This window comes from Lysinibacillus xylanilyticus (assembly GCF_001183605.1).
Lineage (GTDB): Bacteria > Bacillota > Bacilli > Bacillales_A > Planococcaceae > Lysinibacillus > Lysinibacillus xylanilyticus.
On the sequence record NZ_LFXJ01000010.1, the window covers coordinates 894,244 to 906,063 of the forward strand.

General features: G+C 36.3%; 15 protein-coding genes. 5 read left to right on the top strand and 10 right to left on the bottom strand.

All coding sequences use genetic code 11. The features are described 5' to 3' along the window. Window positions 1–31 precede the first annotated feature (31 nt). Window positions 32–367 (bottom strand): hypothetical protein, encoded by a 336-nt coding sequence (locus ACZ11_RS21660; protein WP_049668595.1) that lies wholly within the window; start codon window positions 365–367, stop codon window positions 32–34. 118 nt (window positions 368–485) lie between these two features. Between ACZ11_RS21660 and ACZ11_RS21665 the strand changes: the two genes are divergently transcribed. Together ACZ11_RS21665 and ACZ11_RS21670 are read left to right on the top strand one after the other, a co-directional pair. Further along, window positions 486–1,472 (top strand): serine hydrolase domain-containing protein, encoded by a 987-nt coding sequence (locus ACZ11_RS21665; protein WP_049668596.1) that lies wholly within the window; start codon window positions 486–488, stop codon window positions 1,470–1,472. A 20-nt stretch (window positions 1,473–1,492) separates the two neighbouring features. Beyond that, window positions 1,493–2,152: an HAD family hydrolase gene (locus ACZ11_RS21670; RefSeq protein ID WP_049668597.1), complete on the top strand. Its 660-nt coding sequence runs from the start codon at window positions 1,493–1,495 to the stop codon at window positions 2,150–2,152. Window positions 2,153–2,508: 356 nt separating this feature from the next. Here ACZ11_RS21670 and ACZ11_RS21675 read toward each other — a convergent pair whose 3' ends face one another. From ACZ11_RS21675 to ACZ11_RS21710, 8 genes are all read right to left on the bottom strand, one after another. Beyond that, a complete protein-coding gene (locus ACZ11_RS21675; RefSeq protein WP_049668598.1) occupies window positions 2,509–3,141 on the bottom strand; it encodes a response regulator transcription factor in 633 nt (210 codons plus the stop codon). Further along, window positions 3,116–4,153 (bottom strand): sensor histidine kinase, encoded by a 1,038-nt coding sequence (locus ACZ11_RS21680; RefSeq protein ID WP_049668599.1) that lies wholly within the window; start codon window positions 4,151–4,153, stop codon window positions 3,116–3,118. The genes ACZ11_RS21675 and ACZ11_RS21680 overlap by 26 nt, the downstream gene beginning before the upstream one ends. Beyond that, the gene (gene liaF / locus ACZ11_RS21685; RefSeq protein ID WP_049668600.1) at window positions 4,150–4,833 is read right to left on the bottom strand and encodes a cell wall-active antibiotics response protein LiaF; all 684 of its coding nucleotides are present in this window, start codon (window positions 4,831–4,833) and stop codon (window positions 4,150–4,152) included. Before liaF ends, ACZ11_RS21680 begins: the two co-directional genes overlap by 4 nt. Window positions 4,834–4,898: 65 nt before the next feature. Continuing rightward, the gene (locus ACZ11_RS21690; protein ID WP_049668601.1) at window positions 4,899–6,020 is read right to left on the bottom strand and encodes an alpha/beta fold hydrolase; all 1,122 of its coding nucleotides are present in this window, start codon (window positions 6,018–6,020) and stop codon (window positions 4,899–4,901) included. Window positions 6,021–6,122: 102 nt separating this feature from the next. Then, window positions 6,123–6,761: a PspA/IM30 family protein gene (locus ACZ11_RS21695; protein WP_049668602.1), complete on the bottom strand. Its 639-nt coding sequence runs from the start codon at window positions 6,759–6,761 to the stop codon at window positions 6,123–6,125. A 15-nt stretch (window positions 6,762–6,776) separates the two neighbouring features. Beyond that, complete coding sequence (locus ACZ11_RS21700) at window positions 6,777–7,130, bottom strand: lmo0954 family membrane protein (protein WP_049668603.1); 354 nt, start codon at window positions 7,128–7,130, stop codon at window positions 6,777–6,779. Window positions 7,131–7,488: 358 nt separating this feature from the next. Beyond that, window positions 7,489–8,124, bottom strand: coding sequence for a PspA/IM30 family protein (locus ACZ11_RS21705; RefSeq protein WP_049668604.1), 636 nt, complete (start codon window positions 8,122–8,124; stop codon window positions 7,489–7,491). A 15-nt stretch (window positions 8,125–8,139) separates the two neighbouring features. After that, a complete protein-coding gene (locus tag ACZ11_RS21710) occupies window positions 8,140–8,493 on the bottom strand; it encodes a lmo0954 family membrane protein (protein WP_049668605.1) in 354 nt (117 codons plus the stop codon). A 284-nt stretch (window positions 8,494–8,777) separates the two neighbouring features. Between ACZ11_RS21710 and sirA the strand changes: the two genes are divergently transcribed. From sirA to ACZ11_RS21725, 3 genes are all read left to right on the top strand, one after another. Further along, window positions 8,778–9,203 carry a sporulation inhibitor of replication protein SirA gene (gene sirA / locus ACZ11_RS21715; protein WP_049668606.1) on the top strand — a complete coding sequence of 142 codons (426 nt, stop codon included), beginning with the start codon at window positions 8,778–8,780 and terminating at the stop codon, window positions 9,201–9,203. A gap of 102 nt (window positions 9,204–9,305) precedes the next feature. Then, window positions 9,306–9,524 carry a YneF family protein gene (locus ACZ11_RS21720; protein ID WP_049668607.1) on the top strand — a complete coding sequence of 73 codons (219 nt, stop codon included), beginning with the start codon at window positions 9,306–9,308 and terminating at the stop codon, window positions 9,522–9,524. Window positions 9,525–9,717: 193 nt separating this feature from the next. Continuing rightward, entirely contained in the window at window positions 9,718–10,188 is a 471-nt protein-coding gene (locus ACZ11_RS21725; RefSeq protein WP_049668608.1) for an S-ribosylhomocysteine lyase, read from the top strand. 489 nt (window positions 10,189–10,677) lie between these two features. Here the strand turns inward: ACZ11_RS21725 and ACZ11_RS21730 are convergent, their stop codons facing one another. After that, window positions 10,678–11,649, bottom strand: coding sequence for an alpha/beta hydrolase (locus tag ACZ11_RS21730; protein WP_049668609.1), 972 nt, complete (start codon window positions 11,647–11,649; stop codon window positions 10,678–10,680). Window positions 11,650–11,820: the final 171 nt, after the last annotated feature.

The following is an 11,820-nucleotide window of genomic DNA, read 5'->3' on the forward strand; positions in this document are numbered from 1 at the left end:
TACCGCAATACTCAGTAGGTTAAATCTCCTCTTAGTACTGCGGTATTTTTTCATGTTTAGAGGACTTCACTAAAGAAATCCAAATAGCTGCACAATGAATTAGCAGCATAACGACAAAACAGTAAAAGCCCTTGGAACTTCCTCCAATATTTAGCTCATCAGCTATAATGCCACTAAACCAAAGAAGCTGACCTGTGACAATTACCGAGAGGCTTGCAAAAAGTATACAAAACCAAATAGATACTTTTTTTATAATCACGATAATGAGTAGCAAAACAGCAAAAAGTAGGGTAGTTTCAAAAATCGTATCAAGAAGTGAAAACGTATTTTCATTTACGAAATGCTTATAAGTAAATCGAGTATCCACACAACCCCTCCTTAAAAATAATAACGTTTATGGTAATAAAAGGTTTCTCTGGCGAAGGAACTTATCTGGTATTAATTTCCGTTTGGTATACAATGATAAGAGTAGGAGGGCTATTTAAATGAACTCACAAGCTATACTCACACAAGTAAAGAAAACTTTCTCACAATTAGATTGTACTGGTGGCGGAGTTATTATTAATAAGCATGGTCAAACCGTACTAGAAGAATATTTTGGCGTGCAGGGACAACACCAAGACGCAAAGAGGGTAGGAACACATACTCTTTTTCATCTTGCTTCTGTTCGTAAAACATATGTAGGTTTTGCTGTAGCATATGCGATTTATCATAACTATATTGCCTCGATAGATGATCCACTAAGTGATTATTTAGAAAATGAAAAAGTTTTTGCCAATGTATCAATTAGACATTTACTAACACATACTCACGGTTTACGTCGTCAAAATGAAAAAATAATGAAGGAATTCAAAGCAGGCTATAACTGGGCATACCGAGATATTAATGTAGAATTACTTGCCAAAGTCATTTATAAAGTTACTGGAAGAACGATTGCAGAAATCGTGGATGAGCAAGTATTTCAGACATTGTCTTTTACTGAAACAAATTGGTTCAGCGAAAAAAACGAACAGCATATAGAAGTAATACATAATGATAGTCCATTTTGGTATGAAAGCGATGTATGTGATGGTAGCAAAATGAATTTGTATAGCTCATTAAGAGAACTAGCTAAGTGGGGACAAGTGCATCTTGATAAAGGAAAATTACATGGAAAACAAATTATTCCTGAAGATATCATACAGTTATTAACGACAATTCAATCCCCGAATACTAAACCAAAGACCTTGCCCACTAATGGATTTTTCTGGTTTATTCAGCCTCAACAGAGAGAAGGGGTTACAGAGTTAAGCCCAATATTACCGCAAGGAAGCTTTCAATTACTTGGTTACACAAGTGTTGCTTTATTAGTAATTCCAAAAGAAAATATTGTGGCAGTTCGTGGATTTAATAGCTTTGGTTCACCTGAAGGGTTTGATTACATTAAAGATATTCATGATTTTGGTTTAACAGTGTATCAATCAATTCTTTAACAATAAAAGGAGAGCTAGTAATGAAAAAGTATAGCGTTGTTTTATTTGATTTAGACGGTACAATATCTGATCCTAAAATAGGGATAACGAAATCTGTTCAATATGCTTTACAAAAAATTGGTATAGTTGAGGAAGATTTAGATCAGCTTGAAACGTTTATTGGGCCTCCGCTGCAAGTATCATTTCGAGAAATATATGGATTGGATGATGTTCAAATACAGCAAGCGATTGCCTATTACCGTGAACGTTTTATCCAAAGCGGTATGTATGAGAATAAATTGTATCAAAATATATCCTCATTATTAGAAAGTTTACAGAAGGATGGATATCAGTTAGCAATAGCTACATCAAAGCCAACTGTATTTGCAGAACAAATTTTAAAATATTTCAACCTTGAACATTTTTTTGACTTTGTAGCAGGTAGCAATTTAGATGGGACACGCTCAGCTAAAGGAGAAGTTATTGCATTTGTACGCGAACATTTTAATGAAGTAAGTATCGATCAATTTATGATGATTGGGGATCGTAAATACGATATTGTTGGGGCACATGAAAATCAAATAGATTCTATCGGTGTTACTTATGGCTATGGCTCACTTGAAGAATTAACGGATGCACAAGCAACATACATAGTTAACAGTGTAGAAGAGCTGCAAGAACTTTTTAACTTCTTTCAGTAGAGACTTCCACCTTTATAGGTTTAAGTCACTTTACAGCGGGTTTCCAAATTCCGCTGAAAGAAGTTAAAGCCTTCGGCGGATGTCACAGAATCGGAAAGGAGTTCAATAAAGGATGTTAGCCTAAGATCATCGCATCCATGCGATAACGGCTAACTGACCTGCGTCGGTGCTGTTGCCGCTACGCTTTCGCGCAAAAGACATCTGCAGGCCTAAGCACAAAGCCGATTCCGGACGCAATTATGCCGAGGCATACTTGATTAGAAAAAAATACGAAACTGCATTGGTAGAAATGCAGTTTCGTATTTTTTGGGGGAAAAGAGCCGAATCGCTGATAAATCAAACGATCCATGAAAAACTTACTTCGCTAGCCCGTTTTGAAAAGCGTAGACTACTGCTTGTGTGCGATCTTGAACATCGAGCTTCGCTAGAATATTGCTGACATGTGTTTTTACAGTTTTTAATGCAATATATAAGTCATCGGCGATTTCCTGATTTGCTTTGCCTTTAGCCATGAGCAATAATACTTCCATTTCACGCTCGGTAAGCTGCTCATACAATGGGGTACTATTGCCGTGGCGCATGCGATGCATCATTTTTGATGTTACTTCTGGCTCTAAAACAGTTTCACCGCCCATTGTTTTGCGAATGGCATCAGCGATTTGCTTCGCATTTGACGTTTTTAAAATATAGCTGACTGCACCAGCCTCTAATGCAGGGTAGACTTTATCATCATCTAAAAAACTTGTTACCATCATAATTTTTGCTTCGGGCCATGCTGTTAAAATTTCAGCTGTCGCCTCAGCTCCTGTCATAACTGGCATTACATTGTCCATTAAAATAATGTCAGGGCGAAGAGCTAGAGCACGTTCCACTGCCTCTTTACCATTTTCAGCTTCACCTACCACAGTGATATCTGGTTGTGCTGATAGATAGGCAGAAACACCAATCCGCACCATTTCGTGGTCATCCACTATTAACACTTGAATCATTCACTTCAACCTCCTTCTGTAGTGGGATTTTCACCTCTACAATTGTACCTTCGCCAGGCACTGATACAATTTTGTACATACAGCCAATCTCTACAGCACGTTCGGCAATATTTTGCAGTCCGTAAGAAGTAGATTTATCGGCTTCGACATCAAAGCCGAGGCCATTGTCCTGAATACGTAAAATGGCTAAATCGTCGCGGGCAACGAGCAATAATTCAACTTCGCTCGCTTTTGCATGGCGTAGCGTATTCGATAGCGCCTCCTGTGCAATACGGAATAAATGATCCTCCTCGGCTTTGGATAAGGACATTTCTTCAAGCTCATATTCGATATGAAAGAATACTTTTTGCTGCAGCTCAATAATAAGTTCCTCGAGACCTTGTGCAAGAGTTTTATTATGCAGAGCTACTGGACGTAGATGTAATAATAATGCGCGCATTTCAAGTTGTGCCTGTTGTACGATTTTTTCGACCTGCTTTACGCTTGTAGCATTTTCATTGGTTTCTGTTAATGCGGACAGTAACATCGAAGCTGCGAATAATTGCTGTGATACAGAATCATGGAGTTCACGAGCAAGTCGTTGACGTTCAGCAACTATGCGCTCTTGAATGATTTTATCATTAGCTTCTGCACGTTCATTAGATAAGCGCTGTAAGCTTTTTCGTTGAGTATCAATTAACTCACTTGTTTGAACTAAAGCTTTTTTCAAAGGTTTTGGTAAAGGCTCTTTTTTGGGTAATACAAAATCAGGTTCAACTAACTGTTTCACGATACGGGTTGCCTGAGCCTCTCTTGCACGGGCAGTCATACTGATCCAGCTTGCAATCAGTAAACTAAGCGCAAAAAGAGTGACGGCAATAAAACCACCGAATGGGATATTATTATAATTCTGCTGCCATAATGGCTCCCATGTTTTCTCGTTTGGCTCGCCCCAAACAGCGACAAGGAGTCCGAATGTAGCACTCATCAAAATAAAAAATAGAGTAAATATTCTTGAGATAAAGGCAATCATTTACGTAGCACCTCCAAGTCCCCAAGCCATGTTGCAACATGTATTACGAGTGTACGTTTTGCATCCTCGGGGTTTCCATCTGAGAAACTTACACTTTCATTAAGTAAGCGTTGTGGGCCAACATGCAGACATTTTAATTCACCAAACAATGTCGTATAGTGTAAGCGGAATGGAATTTCATATGGGATATATATTTGCACCTTCCCAATGCCTTGTCGAATCGTAATGATGCTTGTGCCGGCAGGTAAAATTGTTTGTGTCGTGTCAATCGTAATGTCGCCTGCAAGTCGCTGTATTTGAACATCTTGCCATTTATAGGCATCTACTGGTGCAGGTAATGTACCAAATATTTCGTTTTTCGTAGTCGGAAGTTTTTCAAAAAGTTCCAAGCCAACAACTTTTGCAGAGTTTTCTCTTTGCAAATATTGATAGAGCATATATAAGAGAATGATGACGATAAATAGGCGTAAACTCCACATTGTAAAGAGGGCAATCGAGATAAAGAAAATTCCTGTCCATTTAAAGAAACGATTTTTTTTCGAGAAACTTAAATAAAAAAGTCCTACCCCAATCAATAGACAAAAGGCGCCACCGTTATTAAAAATTGTGAGCTCCACAAAAACGAGTAAAAAGAAGCATATTACCCAAAATGTGAGCTTATTAGTTGTGAAATTTTGCAAGAGGGTCACCCTTCTTTCTACAAATTGATGAGAGAAGACGAACTTCTCTTAAAAAGTGTTCTTAATTATCTTTCAAGCATTTTTTTGAATGTATCATTTATCAATGTGGAATCAAGTGTATTTGGATAATGAGCGGAGTGCTCTAAAGTGATAAACTCCTTACCATTTGGTGCGTCTAATAGTTTATAATATTGCTTTGCTAATTCATAATTCGCCTGTTTATCATATTTACCTTGTATAAAATAAACGGGTATATCTATACTTTTTACAGAATCAAAAAAATTAGTATGGATAATTTCTTTTTTTAGTTCTTGGCTTTTTATAAGGCTAAATTGTGGCCCTGAAATAAATGCTTTATACAGATCCTGTAAAGAGTAATCAGGGGAAGTAAATGCCCCTTTTATCAAGTCAAAGAGACTCACCTTCTTTATCGTATCATCAAAATAATTCATGCCTTTATATTTATTGATAAGATCGCTAAATTGATCCTCATCTTTTGCTAAATAGGGACCCTCTCCTATATCGTCTAAAATTCGGAGAGTCTTTTTATCTCCATTAGATAGAGCTTCACTATGTAACCAATTGTAGCCAAGTTCTTGACCTTTACTAATATTTGTTACTTGAGAAATGCCCAAATAGGCATGAAACTTCTCAGGATAATCGGATACTAATTGAGTGCCAATTACAGTACCGAAAGACTGACCAATGACAAATATTTTTTCCTGTTGATAATGTTCTCTAATATAATCGACTGTTATAGTAGCATCTTCTGTAAATTGAGAAAGGGTCATTGTAGTATTCGTTAATTTCTTGTTAAAACTCTTTCCGGAACCTCTTTGATCATAATAAACTGCTACGCAATTTTCGGTTATTTCAGGATACAATGTTCGAGCACTTACGCCATAGGGGAATGGTGACCCTGGCCCACCATGTAGGAATAAACAAAACGGTTTCTCTTTATCTTTTCCTTCAACTAATATATATTGTTTATCGCCATTTACATTGATTTCCTTTAATTCGCTAATACCACCATTATCAATAATCTCAGCACTTTTTTGTTTAATTTGTTGTTGTACCATGAAGCGATAGCCTAATAACATGATTATAAGTACTATAAGAATAAAAAAAGCAAAAAGACATATTTTAATCATAGGCCTAAACCACTTTCTGTTTAATATTATTTTCATTTTACCATATCCTTTATCTCCTTTTGGTCACCTTCAATAAGTGAGGAAAGTTTTTTCTTCAAAGAAATGGGATGCTTCAATAATTGAGGCATCCCTTATATCTTATTTGTTTTCAATTAGCAGCTGTGCGTTATCTTCTGTGGATTTTTTTTCTAGTTGTGCGAGACGAGTCTCGAAAGATGTTACTTCATGATCTTTGTCGATTTGGTAAGCAAGTTTATCGATGTATGATTCTAAATCTTCAAAGTTGGTTTTGTTGTTTTTAGCAATCATTCCGTCCATTTGATGGTGAGCGCGTGTGACGTTTTCTTTACCCATAAGCTGTAATTGACGCACTTTCATATCTTTAATTTTGTGTTTCATCGTTTCAAATTTGCGTTCAAGCTCGAAGTATTCACGTGTATTTGCTTCAATACTAGCTTGCAATGTATTGTTACGTGCTGTGTAAGCGGCAACTTCATCAGAAGCAAAATCGATTAAATCTTGCTCACCGCTAGTAGTAGCTAATTTTAGTTGTGCCTCACGTTTAGCTAGTATTTCCGCATTTTGTTTAAATTCCTGCTCTAGTTTTTCTTTTAATTGACCTTGACGCTCTAATAATTTACCAGTTTGCTCTGTTTGTTTTTCTGCTTCACGAATGTATTGATTTAACATCGCAATTGGATTTTTTTGCTCCTTCTTATCAAATGCATGATGTAAATCTGCCTCTAATGTATATTTAAAACGTTGAAATAAATTCATTCAAATTCACTCCTTTTATTTTGTTAAGTTAGACCATTCTTTTTCGAAGTTTGTAAATGGATCTTCTTCTTTAGCTTCAATCGTTGGGGTTTTTACATCTTCGTTGTTCCATTTTTTATAGATAACATAGATGACAGCGATTGCTGCTAAGCCAATCATTGCTGGGATATTAGATATTGCTGATAGAACACCTATCAGACCCACTGTAACCCATAAGATTTTGCCGAATGTCGATTTACTCGAAGTGTAGAAGTGCATGCCGAGTGCTACAAACAATCCGGAAAATAGTAGACCTAAAAGCGGTCCGGTTAAAGCAAGTGCAACACATCCTGCGATAAAGCCTCCTATTAGTAGAAAAAATTTTCTCATATGTTTTAGCTCCTTCCTTTGATACCTTTATATTACCTATTAGAAAGCTTTACTAAAACGGACTGGGAATTGATTTTACTCTAGGTCCTGAGGCTGAGAGTATTCTAAGCTCTATAGAAGAAGCTCAAATTGGTAAAAACGCAAAGTATATGATTTCCTTTAACTTGCCAATACCACCATTTTTTAATAATTTCAGCACTTTTGATTTATAAGGATAATAAAACAAAAAGACATATTTTAATCATTTTAATCATTTGGACTAAATCACTTTCTGTTTACACTTTTTTCATTAAAATTATTTTCTCTTTCTCTTTTCAAAGAAAAAGGATGCTTCAATTATTGAGGCATCCCTAACTTCTTATTTGTTTTCAATTAGCACTGGTGTGTCTTCTGTGACATTTTTTTCTAGCTGTGCAAGACGAGTCTCGAAAGATGTTACTTCATGATCTTTGTCGATTTGGTAAGCAAGTTTATCGATGTATGATTCTAAATCTTCAAAGTTGGTTTTGTTGTTTTTAGCAATCATTCCGTCCATTTGATGGTGAGCGCGAGTTACGTTTTCTTTGCCCATAAGCTGTAATTGACGCACTTTCATATCTTTAATTTTGTGTTTCATTGTTTCAAATTTGCGTTCAAGCTCGAAGTATTCACGTGTACTTGCTTCAATACTAGCTTGTAGTGTGTTGTTACGTGCTGTGTAAGCAGCAACTTCATCAGAGGCAAAATCGATTAAATCTTGCTCACCACTAGTAGTAGCTAATTTTAGTTGAGCCTCACGTTTAGCTAGTAATTCCGCATTTTGTTTAAATTCTTGCTCTAGTTTCTCTTTTAGCTGACCTTGACGCTCTAATAATTTTCCAGTTTGCTCTGTTTGTTTTTCTGCTTCACGAATGTATTGGTTTAACATCGCAATTGGGTTTTTTTGTTCCTTCTTATCAAACAACTGATGTAAATCTGCCTCTACTGTATATTTAAAACGTTGAAATAAGTTCATGTTAATTCTCTCCTTTTATTTTGTTAAGTTAGACCATTCTTTTTCAAAGTTTGTAAATGGATCTTCTTCTTTAGCTTCAATCGTTGGGATTTTTACATCTTCGCCATTCCATTTTTTATAGATAACATAGATGACAGCGATTGCTGCTAAACCAACCATTGCAGGGATATTAGAAATTGCTGATAGAACACCAATCAGACCCACTGTAAACCATAAGACTTTGCCGAATGCCGATTTACTTGAAGTGTAGAAGTGCATACCGAGTGCTACAAACAATCCAGAAAATAGTAGACCTGCAATCGGTCCAGTTAAAGCAAGTGCAACACATCCTGCGATAAAGCCTCCTATTAGTAGAAAAAATTTTCTCATATGTTTTAGCTCCTTTCGTTGATACCTTTATATTACTTATTAGAAAGCTTTGCTAAAACGGACTGGAAATTGATTTTACTCTAGGACTTGAGGCTGAGAATATTCTAAGTACTATAGAAGAAGCTCAAATTTGTCAAAACTTAATTAGTCATAAAGCATTTGATAGAACCGAAAGTAGAAAGTTTTCGACAAAAATAGAAGATGAATGCCTCCTTCGTTTGACAAATAAAAGAGTTTGGATGAGCTATACTTATGAAAAAGAAATGAGCGAAGGAGGATTTCTAGTGAGAACCTATTCCATATATAAAATAAAAGAAGAGCATTTAACGTTTATTTTCGGCAGAGAGCGTAAGTTATTAGAAATGATGCAAGGCTGTGAAGACGCTAACGAGAAATCCTTAAAAGAGCTTGCATATATATGTGAAAGCGTACGCTTCGATGAGATTGCTACGATGCTTGAGGCGCAACTAGATTCTAAGTATGCACATTTAGAGAGAGCTCGTAATGCTTTATTTTTGGAACATCCTATAAAAGGAAAAATGGCTATTTATTTAGTGGAACGCAAAATTTGTGTTTATTGTGAGGGTTCACGAATGCTTGATTTGGATCTATTCCAAATGCTTGCGAAGATGAGCGAACGCTTTATTGCATTTAATAAACAAGATAATGAGTGTGGGTGGCTAAAGCCAATGAAGTATACAATGCATTAGGAAATTTCACTACAATATATAGTAACACGCTAATATTTGGTGTATAATGGAGCGTGGAGAGTTTTTTTCTCGGTATATATTGTAGTGGAGGAGGTTGGTTGTATGCCTACATGGGGCTGGATTATTATTGTAATTATCGCATTAGCAGCGGGCGCGGCACTTGGTTTCTTTTTAGCTCGTCAAGCTATGATGAAATATTTAAAAGAAAACCCACCAATTAATGAGCAAATGATTCGTATGATGATGGCGCAAATGGGTCGTACGCCGTCTGAAAAGCAAGTACGCCAAATGATGTCACAAATGAATAAATTCCAAAAGTAATGGGAATTTTTAAAGAGCAACTAGTCCAAGCCGGGGCTGGTTGTTTTTTTTACTTCGAAAGCGAAGCGACAGCAAAAATTATGGTAATTAAAAATTGATTTTTATAAATTATTTGAAAAATTATCAAAAACCATATAATTCTATCGGAAAACTCGTTATAATAGAAATATTCTATATAAAGGAGTTGTTTGTATTGCAGAAAGAAAAAACAAATGTTGAAAGCTTTGATCTAGATCATACGAAAGTAATAGCGCCATATGTACGTTTAGCAGGTGTTAAAACCGGAAAAAATGGCGATGAAGTGTACAAATACGATATTCGATTTAAACAGCCAAATAAAGAGCATATGGAAATGCCTGCATTACATTCCCTAGAGCATTTATCGGCAGACATTATCCGCAATTACTCCGACCATATTGTTGATTTTAGTCCAATGGGATGCCAAACAGGCTTCTATGTATCGCTAATAAATCACAATGATTATGAAGGTTTATTAAATATTTTAGAAAAAACATTTACGGATGTAACAAAGGCCACTGCAGTCCCAGCCTGCAATGAAGTGCAATGCGGCTGGGCAGCTAGCCATAGTCTAGAAGGTGCACAAGCGTTAGCTAAAGAATTTTTAGCAAAACGCGATGAGTGGCATATTGTTTTTGCTGAATAAAAAATATAAAAACCTTGCGTGAATGAATGAACTGCACTCCAATTGTTAGACACCTTCTAACAATGGAGTGCAGTTCAGTATTGCAAGGTTTTTCATAGTGTCAATGAGAGTCACTGCCACTTTGCTTTTCCACAGATCATTTTGAGGAAGAGCCATACTTTATTTAATATGACACCTTTATTTCATTGAAAAATAAAATGGTTTAGTAGCGAATTTTTTGAAGTTATGGAGCTTGAAATGAGGGAGAATTCCATCCTAGGCTAATCGCTTTCCTTCTTTTACTTATGATGCCGCTGACATGTCAGAAGGTACATGCTATGTGAATTGATTGATTGGAGTGGAGACTGGGCGACTCCTTGGGGATCAGCGGCTCATCGGACGCCCCCAGGAAAGCGCCCAGTCGGAACGGAAATCAACCCCTCGTTTGCAGAAGAACTATATTTTATTTAAATATGACACTTATTTACACATTAGGGTTTTTCATTTGCTCTAAAAATGAAATGGAATGACATTAGATGAAGAAGAATCACGATTAATTTTTTGATAAATGAAATTTTCTAAAAAGTCATGGATTAAATCCTCATATTCAGCCATATTTTCATTAAAGGACTGTGCATGAGCACCTTTATCAAATAGCTTCAGCTTTTTTGGACCAGTTTTTTTATTGTATAAATCCAGAGACATGGAAGCTGGGATAAAGGTGTCAGGTATACTATGGATAAAGAGCACAGGCTTTTCAATTTTTGTTACAGCCTCAGAAGGTGTTACACTTTTAAAGGAATAACCGTCTCGTAAGCGGACAAAAAAATCTGCAAAACGAATTGGAATAATGGAGCCGTATTTAAATTCTGTTTTCGCGATTTGTTTCAGCAGCATTGAAAAATCAGAAAACGCACAATCAGAAATATAGAAATCTGCACCATCCTCTACAGTTCCTGCATATAGTAGCATTGTTGCGGCACCCATCGATTCACCGTGAATTCCAAGAATGGCGTCTTCACCAATCATTACCTTTATAGTTTTGACTACTGCGTCAAGGTCATTTTTTTCATAATAGCCATAGCTAGTCGTTTTTCCACCTGTCTCCCCATGTCTACGATGGTCAAAAATAACGGAATTGTAGCCAAGTCGTTCAAAAAGCCGAGCATATTTGACGGAGTTGATTTTATTTTCTGTTACGCCATGGCAAATAATGATGGTATTATTTGTTTCCAATGGCTGAAACATAATGCCGCGAATCGTATAGCCATTTGGAGAATCAATGTTTAATTCACATTTAAAATTTTCATTGTACCAAGCTTCATCAAAGCGTTTAGCAGTGGTTTCACGTTCACGAACGAATTCAGGATCCTTTTGCTTAATGTACATTAATTTATTGGAAAGCGCGAAGCCGAACAGACCAGTTGCTGCTGCGGCAATCGTCGTCGTTATACCTGAAAATAAAAGCATTTTCTTTTTCATTATTAACACCTCCACGTCCTGTTTCTTTTGTTGTCTTGGCATACAATCGATCATTCGTATGTATGCACATTTCTTAATTGTAATGTTCCCAACTGAGATTGTTTAAAACACGTCAACATTTTACATTATCTTTAGCAAAACTGCGATTATTTCTGTTATCGAAAATCGTCA

Coding starts and splice junctions, on each gene's coding strand:
- ACZ11_RS21665 (WP_049668596.1), top strand. CDS start 486: ATGAACTCACAAGCTATACTCACACAAGTAAAGAAAACTTTCTCACAA.
- ACZ11_RS21670 (WP_049668597.1), top strand. CDS start 1,493: ATGAAAAAGTATAGCGTTGTTTTATTTGATTTAGACGGTACAATATCT.
- ACZ11_RS21675 (WP_049668598.1), bottom strand. CDS start 3,141: ATGATTCAAGTGTTAATAGTGGATGACCACGAAATGGTGCGGATTGGT.
- ACZ11_RS21680 (WP_049668599.1), bottom strand. CDS start 4,153: ATGATTGCCTTTATCTCAAGAATATTTACTCTATTTTTTATTTTGATG.
- ACZ11_RS21690 (WP_049668601.1), bottom strand. CDS start 6,020: ATGAAAATAATATTAAACAGAAAGTGGTTTAGGCCTATGATTAAAATA.
- ACZ11_RS21695 (WP_049668602.1), bottom strand. CDS start 6,761: ATGAATTTATTTCAACGTTTTAAATATACATTAGAGGCAGATTTACAT.
- ACZ11_RS21700 (WP_049668603.1), bottom strand. CDS start 7,130: ATGAGAAAATTTTTTCTACTAATAGGAGGCTTTATCGCAGGATGTGTT.
- ACZ11_RS21705 (WP_049668604.1), bottom strand. CDS start 8,124: ATGAACTTATTTCAACGTTTTAAATATACAGTAGAGGCAGATTTACAT.
- ACZ11_RS21710 (WP_049668605.1), bottom strand. CDS start 8,493: ATGAGAAAATTTTTTCTACTAATAGGAGGCTTTATCGCAGGATGTGTT.
- ACZ11_RS21720 (WP_049668607.1), top strand. CDS start 9,306: ATGCCTACATGGGGCTGGATTATTATTGTAATTATCGCATTAGCAGCG.
- ACZ11_RS21730 (WP_049668609.1), bottom strand. CDS start 11,649: ATGAAAAAGAAAATGCTTTTATTTTCAGGTATAACGACGACGATTGCC.